General features: G+C 49.4%; 17 protein-coding genes. 11 read left to right on the forward strand and 6 right to left on the reverse strand.

Annotated features, from left to right (window positions below):
- The first annotated feature begins 25 nt into the window (after window positions 1-25).
- The 8 genes from RS889_RS13030 to RS889_RS13065 all read left to right on the forward strand — a co-directional run bounded on the left by RS889_RS13030 (window position 26) and on the right by RS889_RS13065 (window position 6,236).
- A complete protein-coding gene (locus RS889_RS13030; RefSeq protein ID WP_315707581.1) occupies window positions 26-1,075 on the forward strand; it encodes a hypothetical protein in 1,050 nt (349 codons plus the stop codon).
- On the forward strand, window positions 1,062-2,660 hold the full coding sequence (locus RS889_RS13035; RefSeq protein ID WP_315707582.1) for a YqaJ viral recombinase family protein: 1,599 nt from the start codon (window positions 1,062-1,064) through the stop codon (window positions 2,658-2,660). The genes RS889_RS13030 and RS889_RS13035 overlap by 14 nt, the downstream gene beginning before the upstream one ends.
- 131 nt (window positions 2,661-2,791) lie before the next feature.
- Window positions 2,792-3,208 carry a hypothetical protein gene (locus RS889_RS13040; RefSeq protein WP_315707583.1) on the forward strand — a complete coding sequence of 139 codons (417 nt, stop codon included), beginning with the start codon at window positions 2,792-2,794 and terminating at the stop codon, window positions 3,206-3,208.
- A gap of 16 nt (window positions 3,209-3,224) precedes the next feature.
- Window positions 3,225-4,031: a hypothetical protein gene (locus RS889_RS13045; protein ID WP_315707584.1), complete on the forward strand. Its 807-nt coding sequence runs from the start codon at window positions 3,225-3,227 to the stop codon at window positions 4,029-4,031.
- Between the two features lie 85 nt (window positions 4,032-4,116).
- Window positions 4,117-4,311 carry a hypothetical protein gene (locus RS889_RS13050; protein WP_315707585.1) on the forward strand — a complete coding sequence of 65 codons (195 nt, stop codon included), beginning with the start codon at window positions 4,117-4,119 and terminating at the stop codon, window positions 4,309-4,311.
- Window positions 4,312-4,352: 41 nt separating this feature from the next.
- On the forward strand, window positions 4,353-4,829 hold the full coding sequence (locus RS889_RS13055) for a hypothetical protein (protein WP_315707586.1): 477 nt from the start codon (window positions 4,353-4,355) through the stop codon (window positions 4,827-4,829).
- An 80-nt stretch (window positions 4,830-4,909) separates the two neighbouring features.
- Entirely contained in the window at window positions 4,910-5,176 is a 267-nt protein-coding gene (locus RS889_RS13060) for an excisionase (RefSeq protein ID WP_315707587.1), read from the forward strand.
- Complete coding sequence (locus tag RS889_RS13065; RefSeq protein ID WP_315707588.1) at window positions 5,151-6,236, forward strand: site-specific integrase; 1,086 nt, start codon at window positions 5,151-5,153, stop codon at window positions 6,234-6,236. The genes RS889_RS13060 and RS889_RS13065 overlap by 26 nt, the downstream gene beginning before the upstream one ends.
- Before the next feature lie 311 nt (window positions 6,237-6,547).
- Here RS889_RS13065 and RS889_RS13070 read toward each other — a convergent pair whose 3' ends face one another.
- Together RS889_RS13070 and ftnA are read right to left on the reverse strand one after the other, a co-directional pair.
- Window positions 6,548-6,886: a YebY family protein gene (locus tag RS889_RS13070; RefSeq protein ID WP_315711046.1), complete on the reverse strand. Its 339-nt coding sequence runs from the start codon at window positions 6,884-6,886 to the stop codon at window positions 6,548-6,550.
- Window positions 6,887-7,118: 232 nt separating this feature from the next.
- On the reverse strand, window positions 7,119-7,628 hold the full coding sequence (gene ftnA / locus RS889_RS13075) for a non-heme ferritin (RefSeq protein WP_315707589.1): 510 nt from the start codon (window positions 7,626-7,628) through the stop codon (window positions 7,119-7,121).
- Between the two features lie 523 nt (window positions 7,629-8,151).
- Between ftnA and RS889_RS13080 the strand changes: the two genes are divergently transcribed.
- Window positions 8,152-8,382, forward strand: coding sequence for a DNA polymerase III subunit theta (locus RS889_RS13080; RefSeq protein ID WP_315707590.1), 231 nt, complete (start codon window positions 8,152-8,154; stop codon window positions 8,380-8,382).
- Window positions 8,383-8,441: 59 nt separating this feature from the next.
- On the opposite strand, the gene copD is transcribed toward RS889_RS13080, so the two are convergent.
- A complete protein-coding gene (gene copD / locus RS889_RS13085; RefSeq protein WP_315707591.1) occupies window positions 8,442-9,317 on the reverse strand; it encodes a copper homeostasis membrane protein CopD in 876 nt (291 codons plus the stop codon).
- Window positions 9,318-9,320: 3 nt separating this feature from the next.
- Window positions 9,321-9,698: a copper homeostasis periplasmic binding protein CopC gene (gene copC / locus RS889_RS13090; protein WP_315707592.1), complete on the reverse strand. Its 378-nt coding sequence runs from the start codon at window positions 9,696-9,698 to the stop codon at window positions 9,321-9,323.
- Window positions 9,699-9,914: 216 nt separating this feature from the next.
- Between copC and RS889_RS13095 the strand changes: the two genes are divergently transcribed.
- Complete coding sequence (locus RS889_RS13095) at window positions 9,915-10,130, forward strand: hypothetical protein (protein ID WP_315711189.1); 216 nt, start codon at window positions 9,915-9,917, stop codon at window positions 10,128-10,130.
- A gap of 61 nt (window positions 10,131-10,191) precedes the next feature.
- On the opposite strand, the gene RS889_RS13100 is transcribed toward RS889_RS13095, so the two are convergent.
- Window positions 10,192-12,228 (reverse strand): S9 family peptidase, encoded by a 2,037-nt coding sequence (locus RS889_RS13100; protein WP_315707593.1) that lies wholly within the window; start codon window positions 12,226-12,228, stop codon window positions 10,192-10,194.
- A gap of 217 nt (window positions 12,229-12,445) precedes the next feature.
- Between RS889_RS13100 and purT the strand changes: the two genes are divergently transcribed.
- On the forward strand, window positions 12,446-13,624 hold the full coding sequence (purT, locus tag RS889_RS13105; RefSeq protein ID WP_315707594.1) for a formate-dependent phosphoribosylglycinamide formyltransferase: 1,179 nt from the start codon (window positions 12,446-12,448) through the stop codon (window positions 13,622-13,624).
- Between the two features lie 121 nt (window positions 13,625-13,745).
- Here the strand turns inward: purT and RS889_RS13110 are convergent, their stop codons facing one another.
- On the reverse strand, window positions 13,746-14,387 hold the full coding sequence (locus tag RS889_RS13110; protein ID WP_021015706.1) for a bifunctional 4-hydroxy-2-oxoglutarate aldolase/2-dehydro-3-deoxy-phosphogluconate aldolase: 642 nt from the start codon (window positions 14,385-14,387) through the stop codon (window positions 13,746-13,748).
- Between the last annotated feature and the right edge of the window lie 65 nt (window positions 14,388-14,452).

Here is a 14,452-nt window from a genome sequence, read left to right on the forward strand (position 1 = left end):
ATCTACATATAGGGACACTTTCACCATGAATTACCCCGAACCTCAAAACGCATTGTCTGTCCGCCAAGAGTTTGGCGGCACCAATAGCACACTGGCAGTACAGGAGACAGCATCAACAGCCGTAGCGGCACAAGCCAAGGCAATGGTTGAAGCGCGTTATGTGATGGCATTACAACGCCCACGAAATTGGGATCAAGTACGGCAAGATCTGATGCGTGAGTGCCGCCGCCCCAGTTTTGCTAATAACAAAAGCGCCTACTACCGCAAACCCATAGGAAATGGAGTGGAAGGTTTGGGTATCCGCTTTGTTGAAGTCGCACTGCGTTGCATGAAAAATGTGCTGATCGAAACTTCCATGATTTTTGAGGACGAAACGAAAGAGGTTCATCGGGTATCCGTCACCGACCTGGAATCAAACCTCACTTATCCGTTAGACGTGCGAGTATCAAAAACAGTCGAGCGCTCTAAGCCAATGGATGACGGCTCTTACATATCAGTGCGCAAAAACAGCTATGGGAAAGACGCCTACACCATTCCAGCTAATGATGACGATTTACTCAATAAACGTGGCGCCCAAATATCTAAAGCCATTCGAACACTTGGTCTGCGTATCATTCCCGGCGATATGCAGGACGAAGCCGAGGAGATAATTAAGGCGGTACGTCTGGATGCAGCGGCAAGGGATCCTGATGCAGAACGCAAACGGATCGCTGACGGTTTTGCTGGTATCGGGGTGAAGGTATCCGATTTAACCGAGTATTTGGGCCATTCGCTTGAAAGCTGCTCTCCCACTGAGTTGGTTAATCTTCGCGGGCTTTATGGCGCAATACGTGATGGTGAGGCCACATGGAACACGGTCATGGAAAACAAACCTAACCAGCCCACCACCAGTTCAAAAGTTACCGTTTACCCGGATGATCTCTTCGCTACCAATCTAAAAAAATGGCAGCAATTAATGGAAAGCGGCAAAAAATCAGCACAGCAAATCATCGCCACTGCCGGCAGCAAATACACCTTAAGTGAACAACAACTCAACGCCATTCGCGATCTGGAGCCAATCAATGCAAATCATTAATGTCCAACAGGGCACACCCGATTGGCACGCACTGCGTGCCAAATATTTCACCGCCAGCGAAGCCCCTGTGATGATGGCGGCCTCGACTAAAATGCGCCGCGACGAACTGCTGGCGATGAAAGCCACCGGCACCGAACGCGAGATCAGTGATTGGGTACAGAAAAATCTGTTTGATAAAGGCCATGAGCAGGAAAATTCCGCCCGCTCCATCATCGAAGAGCTGATCAATGATGAACTCTTCCCCGCTACCGGTATTGATGACGATGGCCGTTTGCTGGCATCGTTCGACGGCATCACCATGATGGAAGATACGCTGTTTGAACACAAAATGTGGAATACGTCGCTGGCTGAGCATGTACGTAACAAAGCGTTACCCGCTGAATACTATTGGCAACTTGAACAGCAGCTATTGGTCAGCGGTGCTGGTCATGTCATTTTTACCGTATCAGACGGCACACCAGACAACCTGGTCTGGATGGACTACCAACCGGTTGCAGGCCGGGCCGAATCACTCATCGCTGGATGGAATCAGTTTGAGCAAGATTTGCAGAACTATTCAGCCCCGGTAATCAATGAGTTGCCCCAGGGGAAAGCCATTATGCGCCTCCCGGCGTTACTGGTTGAGATTGAAGGCACGGTGAAACAATCCAATCTGGCCGTGTATCAAGGTCAGGCATTGGCCTTTATTCGCGCTATCAACACTGATTTAAGCACCGATCAGGATTTCGCCGACGCAGAAGAAACGGTCAAGTTCTGTGAAAAGGCGGAAAAAGAGCTGGATCTGATTAAGCAACAGGCTCTGTCCCAGACAGAACAGATCGACCTGCTGTTTCGCACTATTGATACACTGCGTGAGGAAATGCGTGGCAAACGTCTGGAACTCACTCGTCTGGTGAAATCGCGTAAAGATGAGATCCGGGCAGATATTATCACTGCTGCTAAAGCCGCATTAGCCGACCATATTACCGCGTTGAATGCCCAATTGGCGGTCGTTACATTACCAGTGGTCACCGCCGACTTCATCGCAGCGATTAAGGGGAAAAAGACGCTGACGTCACTGCAAAGTGCAGCCAATGACGAACTGGCGCGGGCCAAAATCGAAGCTAATCAGTTGGCGGCTCAGTACCAGCAAAACCTTAAATTGTTCGATGCCGTTCCACCAGAATATAAGAATCTGTTTGCAGACCTGAATCACATTGTTGGCAACGACTGGGAGCACCTGCAATTACTGATTGAACAGCGCATCGCCCACCAAAAGAAAGCAGAAGAGGATCGGCAAAGGGCTGAAGAGACAAGGAGGGAACAGGAACGGTTGGCAGCAGCGGCAATACCAGAACAAACCGTGCAGTCGATGCAATCAACACGGCAACCACTATATGCGCCGGGTACGATTAAATTTCCAGATACTTTAGGCACCAGTGAAACACTTGCGGTTATGCAACCCAAGCCAGATATGGACAAGTTGCTTATGGGGTTAATCGCCGACCTGGCTCAATCAGGAGTCAAAATCAGCAACTCCGCCAGCAAGAAGCTGCTTGAAGCTGTTCAGGCAGACAAGATCCGCGCATTCTCACTGCGTTTTTAATCCCCCCGCTCCAGCGGTATTTTCAGGAACCCCATTATGACAACCACCACAACCGTCGCTGACGTGTTGGAATCATCCCTGCGCCCCGTTCGGGCGCAACTCGACTGCCAAAAACGCCGCGAGGCCGCCTGATGGAAGAAGAATTGCACTTAGGTGTACTGTATAAGCCTGTCGATGACCACTGCGATTGGTTGCAGGTTCTCATTTACCGAATGCGGGTACGGGCCTCTATCCGTGAAAAAACACCTTATCGGCCCGAACCCAAACCTATTCATATTGGTGGCCGATGCCACTCAAAATCGCAGGAAGCACCACATATTGGTGCCAGACGATACTACTCAGCACCCATCATGCTATCTGTCTACCTGCTCCATCGCCGGGGCATCAACGAAAACCTGATCGCCAAAGAGACCAGTATTCCCATTGGAGATATTCGCAAACTGTTGCTGCACAAAACACAAGTTCAACGTAAACAATGGCAACTCGCCCAGCAATTACCACTGCCGTCGAAAGCGGTGATTTTAGAGCGTCTAGTGAAAGAAATGTGAAAACAAGGACTGACCAATGACCAATACCACACATGATGTAACCGTAAACGCCACCAGCCTGGCGACTGATATTGCAGCTCACTGTACCGCCTTTGAGCAATCGCCAGAATACGCGGAAATGATCCGCGTTCACGTAACTAAACTGTATGAAAAGGCTATCGAAGATACATTCCGTTGGGGAAAATTCCCTGATTCCGTCAAGAAGGCGCTGGAATCAGCCCTGCCCGCTAATATCAGTGAAATAGTTGATCTACCGCGTTATAACTTGCTGATGGCGAAAACGCTGGCTGCACAATGGGAAAATCAGGCTGTGTCAGACCAACTCATCACAGCGATGCGCGATAAAGTCACTGCGTTTATCAGCGATCATCAGATACCTGCTTTCATTAACGCTTCCGACCTCTGGACCGCTTACATTGAGGACCACAGAGAAGAAGCCGCTCAGGAAGGATGGGAACGCCCCGAAGTCCTTATGAAATACAGCGAATATGGTGGTTTCCAGGTTGGTTTAGAAAAAGAACCTTATAAAGAGCGTAGCTGGTCAAGTAGTAACCGCAAAACGCATCCGTTTGAGTTTAGTGACAACCTTTATTTATCTGAAGCTGTTGAATATGAAGGTAACAAGAAAAAAGTGATTACTCACGATGGGCACCCGTGCTATAGCCTTTACTCCGGCAAATGTGACGGCGATATATTGGGTAAAAAAATCATTTCCTTCCGTACCCGATTTGAAAAATTGGTCGCTGCTCTCTATTACGGTGACAGCCTGTTAGTGCTCGATCAGGATGATACCGACGACGTGTACTACCCCGGTTACGACTAACCACACAATACCTTCACTAAATATCACCACCCCGGACAGTGATGTGGTGATCCCCTATTTCTCAATAATACCGAAGGAGGCCACCTTGTTCGGTCTATTTCTTTATGTCTGTTACACGTTCCAGCCATGCCAGTACGAGCCACAAGGCTGGGTCTACCCTGACTGGCAAAACTGCGAAGCCGATATCCGGACGCAGAAGTTACCTCGTGCTTATGAGTGTCTGCCAGTGGAAGCTGTGCTGATAACCAAGGCAGATGACAATGAACATGTCGATGAGTAACCGCCTCAGCGATTTTTTATTTTCAATATAAGGAGCACAGCATGAGCGAGTCATGGGGAGTTCCGTTCCCAGAATCAGATAAGGGATATTGCGGATATCCTATTTACTGGAAGTATTTTGAAACGATCGAGGAAGACGGAATCAAGGTAATTTCTCAGCAATACATCGCATTTCACCAGACCGAGCATTACGCATTTTTATGCCCTGCTTTCTGGGCGAAAATCTATGACATAGAACGAGACAAGGAACGTTGGCTGACTGCATGGAAAAATAAGACTGCACGACACTCAATTAAAAAAGTGGCGAAATCAGCGGAGCGCTCTTTTGCATTTTCATCAAAACAATTAGCGCTTGAAAGTTTACTGCGGCGTAAGAAATATCATCTTCTCCGACTTAAGCAAGATATCGCGGTAATTAATACCGTTGTCCAAGAAATGGAAAAGTTAGATATGTCTTCACCGCAAGCATCCTACAACTTTGGACACAATGTCGAAACGGTAACCTGGCATTTCGAATAATCAAAGCCCCTTCCCTACACACACCAAACGACCACAATAAGGGCGTGTCATTGACATGCCCTTTTATTAAGGACTGACCAATGACCAAACTATTAACGCTAGAAGAATGGGCCAAACGAAATTATGAACAACCTGTCCCGTCCCAGCAAACACTCTGGCGCTGGGCGAGAAATGGGAAAATTTACCCTGCACCAGAAAAACACGGCAGAGAATATCGGGTGCATGAAGAAGCCTTTTACATCAACCCCAAAAGCTTCTCTCTGGCCCGAAAGTTAATTCAGGAAAAACAAATTCAGTCACCGTTAGTAGAGAGAATTTTCCATGGCAAAAAGGCCGGAAAAGTATGACGCCAATCTGCCTAGAAACCTTACTTACAGGCGCTCACGTAAGGTTTTTTACTGGAGAAATCCCATCACCGGTGAAGAGATATCGTTGGGACAGATAGCCCGCAGGGATGCTATATCTCAGGCTATCCAGGCGAACAATTATATTGAATCAAACTTTCATCCAGTGGCACTGCTGGAGCGGTTAAATGTCAGCAATGTGGTGACTTTATCAAAGTGGTTGATGCGGTATTCCGAATTACTAAAACGCAGGGATCTGGCACAAAACACGCTCAGAATGCGCACACTTCAGATTGGATATATTGACAAGAAACTTGGGAGGATGACGATTGATAAAATTACGACTAAACACATTGCGGAATTCATCAACAGCTACGTTGACGCAGGTAAAGACTCAATGGCTGCCGGATTACGCTCTGTTCTTTCGGATGCCTTTCGGGAGGCCATCGCTGATGGCCTGATCAGTAATAATCCAGTAGAACCAACCAGAACACCCTCCCCGACAGTTCAGCGAGAGCGCCTTACCCATGAGGCGTTTTGCAAAATATACCAGGCATCACTACATCAGCCTACGTGGGTCTGTTTAAGCATGATGCTCGGGCTGATAACCGGTCAACGTCGCGATGACATTCGTCAGCTAAAAAGATCTGATATCCACCATGGAAAGCTCTGGGTGATACAGCAAAAAACAGGAATGCAGATCGCGATACCACTTTCACTGAGATTAGCGAGTATGAATACATCAGTAGATGAAGTTATTCAGCGTTGCTTGGAGGATAGTAAGAGTGAGTATCTGATTAGCTCCAATAGTCGGAAATCGGGCAGAACGCCAGGCGCGCTTAACGCCGACTCAATCACTAAAGCATTCGTCAAAGCGCTCAAAGAAACGGATCTGACCTATCAGAAATCACCGCCGAGTTTTCATGAGATCCGTAGTCTCGCGTCCCGGCTTTATGAGGCCGAATATGGAAAAGAATTTGCTCAAAAATTGCTTGGGCACAAGTCAATGAAAATGACCAATGTCTACCTTGATAGCCGCAAAAATGAGTGGGTAGAAATTTAGGCCGGATATCGAATTTCGGACAAATTTCGGACATTTTCGGACAAATGAAAATAAATCGTTTAAAATCAATGTATTAAAAAAAGACCGAATACGATTCCTGTATCCGGTCTAGGGAAATGGCTCTAGGGAAAGAGCCGTGCGCTAAAAGTTGGCATTGTTCAATCTGTACTAGCTTACTGTTCAAGCATAGACAACCCTCACTGGTTTGCCAGTTTGTTGCGCAGGAAGGTTCTTAAAAACGGAATTTTATGTACACTTTGTGACAATTTGCGCAAACCAAAAATTTAACCGACATCAGTCACCGATATATGTTAAGGACACAGTAATAACGCCCGGTCAATAAAGGGTTGTAGGCTTTTTTTCTGACCCGGGTGTTCAGGATCGTCCCGTCGGATAATATCGATGGATTGCGCCGTAACCTTTCCGGTTTGCATCTGTACCTGGGCCGTATCATTGAGTGGATATTGCATTAGCGTACTGGGATTAAGCACGTACAATGCGTGGTCCGCACGACACATTAATTGAACTTCCTCTCGAGTAAACGCCCAACGTTCACCGTATTCCAGCTTACTGATAGTGACCAGTTGAGCCGCCGCCAATGCGTTGCCGGACAACGTGGTTAAAACAAGTGATAACAGTAGTTTCTTCATCATGATATTCCGCAGCAGTGTTGCTTTCAGCACAGTACATAACTGAGCGCTATTAGCCTGAAATTCAGTCGGTTGTTGGCGGATCATAGCCGCTGTATTCAATGAAGTCGAGCCAGCGGAATAGACCCGGTCAAAGGGCAGAGCAATCAGGCTAGGCGTGGGGGGCGATTCCTTTTGAAACCACCTCACGCCTTGATAATAGAAAGGAATATTATGCGGTGCTTAAACAAAATCAGGCCGAAGCGGACGTGCCGATCGACATTTTTTTGAGATCCTGGTCGATAAAGAACAGACCACCTTCGGTGTTGTTGACCATAGCCAGCTTGTCCAAAATAGATTTGAACAGTTTTTCTTCTTCATGCTGTTCGGAAACATACCACTGTAGGAAGTTAAACGTGGAATAGTCATGCTGCGACATCGCAGCGTGGGCCAGTTCGTTGATTTTACCCGTAATGAGTTGCTCATGTTCGTATGTCAACTTGAACACATCTGTCAACGATGAAAAATCGACTGGTGGCGCCGCAATGGTACCCAGCACAGGCATACTGCCGGTATCATTCAGATAATTAAACAGCCGATGCATGTGCTGCATTTCTTCCTGCGATTGCGATTTCAAAAATAGGGATGCGCCTTCAAACCCTTTGTCGCCGCACCAGGCGCTCATCTGCAAATACAAATTTGCAGAGTAAAACTCCAGGTTGAGCTGATCGTTCAACTGATTAACCATCGCTTTTTTTAACATGACAACCCCTTATTTTACTGGCCAAGTGACTGGTACTGCTTTCAGTATGCACTGAAATAATAAAATTAAAAACAGATCATCAACCCGATGTCGCCACCCTCGCTTACCCCCTGAAAGGCGACAGGCATAGCAGGTATTGTCTGGCAGCACTGCATATAGGCATACGTTAACCAATAGAAATATATACCCGTCATACTTCAAGTTGCAGGTGTGTTGACTGCGTTCGTTCACCCGAATCACTTACCTGAGTAAGCTCCTCGGGATTCACTCTCTTTCCGCCTTCCTGCAACTCGAATTATTTGGGGTATAAAAAATAGTGCAAACAATAAGTTGCCAGACTCATTTTCCACTGGGGTCATTAATTATTACCTGCATAGTTCGTTATAATTAATGCCATTGTTTTAGCTTAATTTCCCTACATAGCGTAAGTGTTCTTATTCTACCTACTCCTTGCCATTTGTCGGGGACTGATTTATTTTCTGTGCGCGGCATGTGTAACTGTAATAGACAGAGGAATATCAGTATGAGTCACAATCTGGCGGAACTTCCATTCGAAGAGATGGAAAAGGTAAATGTGGATCTGGCCGCTTCCGGTGTGGCATTCAAAGAGCGTTATAATATGCCGGTCATTCCTCAGGAGATTGAGCAACAACAGCCGGAGCATCTACGCAGCTATTTTCGTGAACAGGTGAGTTATTACCGCCAACTGTCACTCCAATTTTCCACCCTGCCCTATGAGCCGAAAGCCAAGTAATGCCATGTGCATCTGCATCATCAGGTGAAAGATACTGCCATGCTGGCCATTGGCGGGTATCAAGCCGGTGCCTGAGTGGCAAAAATGCTGACCAGCATGAGTACCACTGTCGCGAGAGCAAGTTCCAGTTGCGTCAGGCGTATAAGCTTGTGCCGTGCCGTTGCGCTTTCCTGCCGCAAACGAGGAACCAGCCAGTAACGATTAGCCAGGGCTATCATTACCATTAGTGCGACAAGAAAAATCTTCACCGACAACAGCTGGCTGTAAAGGGCGAAGCTAACCAGTGGCAAGCCAAGGATCATTACGCTATTGATGATCCCGGTCACGATGACAAGCGCCACAGCCAGATGTCCATAACGAGAGAAACGCATCATGATGCATATAGCATCGGTGCGGTTTTGCATCTGTCTATCCCGCATCAGAATCAATAGTGGCAATAGCCCGCCTACCCAAAATGAAGCGGCGATCAGATGCACAACCTGATTGATACGCTGTAGTGCGCCAGGCCAACCATCCAGCATCACTGCATGTCCGACAAACGCTAACCCACACAGTTGAGCGAGACCGGATACCAACAATACTCGTTGTCGCACCTCGCCATGCAAGGTAAATGCAATACCGGCGATGAGCGGCAGGATTATCTGCCAGCGCCATGCCATACCGAACTCGGTGCCCAGCACCGCTTGCCATGTTTCCCAGTCAGCGATGTTATGCCAGTCACCGCTCATTAGTCCGGTTTGCACTGCCAGCAGTGCGCTGGCGCTCAACAACGCCAGCCAGACCATGCTCATCAGGATCGAGTGCAAACGTGCAGCCAATTGCGGCCTGAAATGCTTAGGTGAAAGCAATGCGCTGTAAAATGCACTGCCCGTCAGTAACATCACCGAGGTAAAATGCAGCCAGCGTAACAGGATGTACAAGGTTTCTAGCGTCATGATCTACTTCACGCGGAAGGTATAGGCTCCTTTGGTTTTATGACCATCAACTGACAACGCATGCCACTTCACCTGATAACGTCCACTCGACAGCGGTTTTGCCAATACGACGCTCAACTGATTATGCATCCCTGGCGTGAGCTCGGTTTTAGCCGTTGAAATTCGTTGATGATTGCTTCCGGTGAGTTCAATACCAGTGAAAGCCGGCTCAATATCTTCAGAGAAGTTCAGCTTCAATACTTTTGGTGAGACATTAACTTGTGTATTGGCTGCCGGCTCCTGACTTTTCAGCTGGGCATGCGCCAACACCGGTGAGGAAAAAACGACAGTAATCGCTAATGCAGCAGTACTCAAAATGGCAGGTGATTTTAGGTTAAACACGGTTTTCTCCAGTTATATTGCGACGAGAGTGGCACCGGGAGGCGTCCCGGAGAATCCGCAGCATATCTGCCAGACTACGTTATGTCGAGACGGCCACTGATTGGGTACAACCCGACATGTCTTGTCAAACCACGCATCAGCCATCAGTACTATTCCAGCGCGGCGCGGCAAGCAGTGGTATGACAGGATTGTGGCATTATCCAGCGAGGTGTGCAGATGACATTTTTAGACATTAAAAACTGTTTTTTTCGCTTGCATCTGTACGCAAACAGGAGGTTAATGAACAGGCAAACCACACTTTTACCAAGAGAGGCGAGTATGAGTAAAGGAATGGACAGCAAGAAGGACGGTAAGAAAAAACCACAGAAAACGGCCGCTGAAAAGCGCGCTGAAAAACGTGCCAAAAAAGGCCAACAAACAGACATTGTTTAACCCCAACCTTGCCACGACAAGTAAACCCGCGCCAGCGGGTTTACTCTGAATAACCCTCTGACTAGACCTTCTCCCGAATCATCAGGATAAACGCATACTCCAGCGCAATATCTTCATAATGTGTAAAACGGCCAGACTTGCCACCGTGACCGGATTCCATATCGGTATAGAGCAGTAACAGGTTGTCATCGGTTTTAAATTCCCGCAATTTAGCTACCCACTTTGCCGGTTCCCAGTATTGCACCTGAGAATCATGTAAGCCGGTGGTCACCATCATGTGTGGGTAATGCTGGGCCTTCACACCATCATAGGGACTGTATTGGCCGATATAATGGTAATACTCGGGCTGGTTCGGATTTCCCCACTCATCATACTCACCGGTCGTTAGTGGAATCGACTCATCCAGCATGGTAGTTAATACATCCACAAACGGCACCTGCGCGACTACGCCCTTAAACAATTCCGGTGCCATATTCACTACCGCGCCCATCAATAATCCCCCCGCACTGCCGCCCATGGCAAACGCCTGTTGCGGGTCACCATACCCTTGTGCCAGCAGCGACTGGGATACATCGATAAAATCAGTGAAAGAGTTCATCTTGTTTAGCAAACGACCATCGTCATGCCATGCTTGCCCCAACTCACCCCCGCCACGAATATGGGCCAGCGCAAAGACAAACCCCCGGTCGAGCAGGCTGAGACGGCTGACACTGAACTCAGGGTCCATACTGCTGCCATAAGCGCCGTAGCCATACACCAACAGCGGATTTTTCCCCAGTTGGCACGTCTGGCGATGGTATACCAGTGATACCGGTATCTCTTCACCGTCGCGCGCGATAATCCATAGTCGCTCGCTACAATAGTCCTCAGTGTTGAAATTTTTCACTTCGGCCTGCTTCAATCGTTGCTGCTGGCCGGTAGCCATATCCAACTCATACAGTGTGCTGGGCGTCGTCATTGAGGAGTAGCCATAGCGCAGTCGTGAGGTTTCCGGCGTCGGGTTGTACGCCAGCCAGGTCACATAGCTGGGGTCGCTAAAATTGATGCACTGCGCCGTACCACTCTGCCAATCGATATAGCGAATATGGGTCAACCCTCGCGACCGTTCTTCCACCACATACCAATCGCGGAACAACGAGAATCCTTCCAGAATACATTCCGTTCTTGGAGCAATCAGAGTCCCCCACTGCGCCTCCTGCCCGTCAGTGGCACGATACAGGCCGAACGTTTTACCCTCTCTGTTGGAGCGGAGATAAAAATAGTCACCATAATGGTCGAGATCATATTCATGATCCTTACGGCGCGGCACAAACATCTGTGGCATGGCTTGCGGATCACGGGCATCGAGCAACAGGACTTCACTGTTGGTGGTACTGCTGAGATGAATCAGGATGTAACGTTCAGAGGTGGTTTTTTCCAGGCTGACGTAATAGGTATCGTCCTGTTCTTCGTAAATCAGTACATCTTGCTGAGGATCGCTGCCGATGCGATGGCGGTAAACCTGATATGGCAGCAGCGTCTGCGGATGTTTGCGCACATAATAGATGGCCGTGGAATCGGCGGACCATTCGGTGACAGCCGAAACATGTTCGATCAGGTCCGGCAACCATTCGCCGGTGGTGAGATCACGCAGGCGCACATCATATTGGCGACGGGAGAGGAAATCTTCCGAAACCGTCATCAGACGATTGTTCGGGCTGACATCCAGTGATCCCACGTCGTAAAAGTCGCCATTTTCCGCTCGTTGGTTGCCATCCAGCAACGTTTCCCACGGTTCCGTCGCTGACACTGGCTGGCGCAGATAAACCGCATAATCTTTACCCGACTCATAACGGTTCTGATAGCGGTAGCCATTCTTTACATAAGGTACGGAGGTATCTTCACGGGGAATACGCTGCACCATTTCATCATAGAGCGCCTGTTTTTGCTCTTGGCAGGGCGCCATAACCTGTTCGCTATAGCGGTTTTCCTGCTCCAGCCAGGTCAGTACATCCGGATTGTTACGCTGGTCATCGCGCAGCCAGTAATAGTTATCAATGCGGGTTTCTCCATGCCGGGTTAATGGATGGGGACGCTTTTCAGCGCGCGGGGCTTTCATGACACGTAATTCCTTCTGGTGAAAAAATAAAATTCGCTATACAGGAGCATCAGACAATGGGGGAAAAGAGTGGCACGAATTTTCATCCGAATCCAGGCGTGATCACGCATCCCGATAACAGTTGCTGTGCATTTAGCTATAATCCGGTACGGATGCGTACGCAAACGTTTTCGTTTATACTGCGGCGATTTTTACAACCCGATCAGGTACTAAAGTTATGTTAACAATGGGAACGGCTCTGCGTCCCGGCGCGACCCGCGTTATGTTGCTGGGCTCTGGCGAACTGGGAAAAGAAGTGGCGATTGAATGTCAGCGTATGGGGATCGAGGTCATTGCCGTCGACCGCTATGCTGATGCACCGGCGATGCAGGTTGCCCACCGCAGCCATGTCATTAACATGCTGGATGGCGAGGCGTTAAAGCAGTTGGTGGAAAGCGAACGTCCGGATTATATCGTGCCGGAAATTGAAGCCATCGCCACCGACATGCTGGTCGCGCTGGAGCAACAGGGACATCATGTCGTGCCCTGCGCGCAAGCCACCCGGCTGACCATGAACCGTGAAGGCATTCGCCGTCTGGCGGCTGAAACCCTGGGACTCCCCACCTCCCGTTATCATTTCGCCGACAGTGAAGCCAGCTTCCATCAGGCGGTTAACGCCATCGGTTACCCGTGTATTGTAAAACCGGTAATGAGCTCTTCTGGTAAAGGTCAGAGCCTGATTCGTGAACCACAGCAACTGGAACGTGCCTGGCGTTATGCGCAGGAAGGCGGTCGGGCCGGCGGTGGCAAAGTGATTGTGGAAGGGCTAGTGCAATTTGATTTTGAAATCACATTGCTGACTATCCATGCCGTTGACGGTATCCATTTCTGCGACCCGATCGGTCATCGTCAGGAAGATGGCGACTATCGCGAGTCCTGGCAACCGCAACAGATGAGCAGTGAAGCACTGGCGCGGGCCAGGCACATTGCCAGCGAAGTGGTGGAAGCATTGGGTGGTTTCGGTCTGTTCGGCGTTGAACTGTTTGTCTGTGGTGATGAGGTTATTTTCAGCGAAGTGTCTCCCCGGCCACACGATACCGGGATGGTCACGCTGATCTCTCAGGACTTGTCTGAATTTGCGCTGCATGTGCGGGCGTTTCTGGGCTTGCCGATTGGCGCCATCCGTCAGTATGGCCCATCCGCCTCAGCGGTGATCCTGCCGGAGCTGACCAGTAATGACGTTCGCTTCCACGGATTGGAACAGGCGCTGCAAGCGCATACCCAGATTCGACTGTTCGGCAAACCGGAAATTAGCGGTAAGCGCCGTATGGGCGTGGCGCTGTCCACTGCGGAAAATACGGATGCGGCGGTCCAACTGGCAAAAGCGACGGCCAGCGCGGTGAAAGTCAGCGGCTGAACGCCCCTGCGTGAAGATGGGTGGATCAGGCCAGGCGTTATCTTCGGGAAAGGATGTCTGACACCAACACGAATTGAATGAGTAACCGATAGATTCCCGCCCGTTGGGCGGGAATATGGCCTTATGCCTTGGCGCCAGCCACCGCTTCGCGAGCCAGTTCGGTGATACGCGCATAATCACCGCTTTCCAATGCATCCACCGGTACCAACCAGGAACCCCCTACGCACAGCACGCTTTTCAGTGCCAGATAATCACGATAGTTTTTCGGTGTGATCCCACCGGTCGGGCAGAAACGGATTTTCCCGAATGGCCCGGCAATGGCCTGTAGCGCCTTCACACCACCATTGGCTTCCGCCGGGAAGAATTTGAATTCACGCAATCCATAATCCATCCCCAGCATCAATTCAGACACAGTGCTAATACCCGGAATCAATGGAATGGTGCCGTCAATAGCCGCTTTCAGCAGCGGTTCGGTCAGACCCGGACTAATGGCAAACTGCGCACCGGCTTCAGTCACTTGCGCCAATTGCTGTGGGTTGGTCACCGTACCGGCACCGACAATAGCGTCTGGGACTTCTTTGGCAATCAGGCGAATCGCGTCTACCGCGCAGTCAGTACGTAGTGTCAGTTCCAGCACACGGACACCACCAGCTACCAGGGCTTTTGCCATAGGTACGGCATGTTCCAACTTGTTAATCACAATCACAGGAACAACCGGACCGGCTGTCAAAATCTGTTCCGCACTGGTCTTCCAGTTTTTCATCTAGGGTAATCTCCAGTCATGCCCGCAAGGGGCATCATTAATTGTCTGGCGCGCCCCTGCCACAG

Origin of the sequence: Brenneria uluponensis (assembly GCF_032395385.1) — a bacterium.
Lineage (GTDB): Bacteria > Pseudomonadota > Gammaproteobacteria > Enterobacterales > Enterobacteriaceae > Prodigiosinella > Prodigiosinella aquatilis.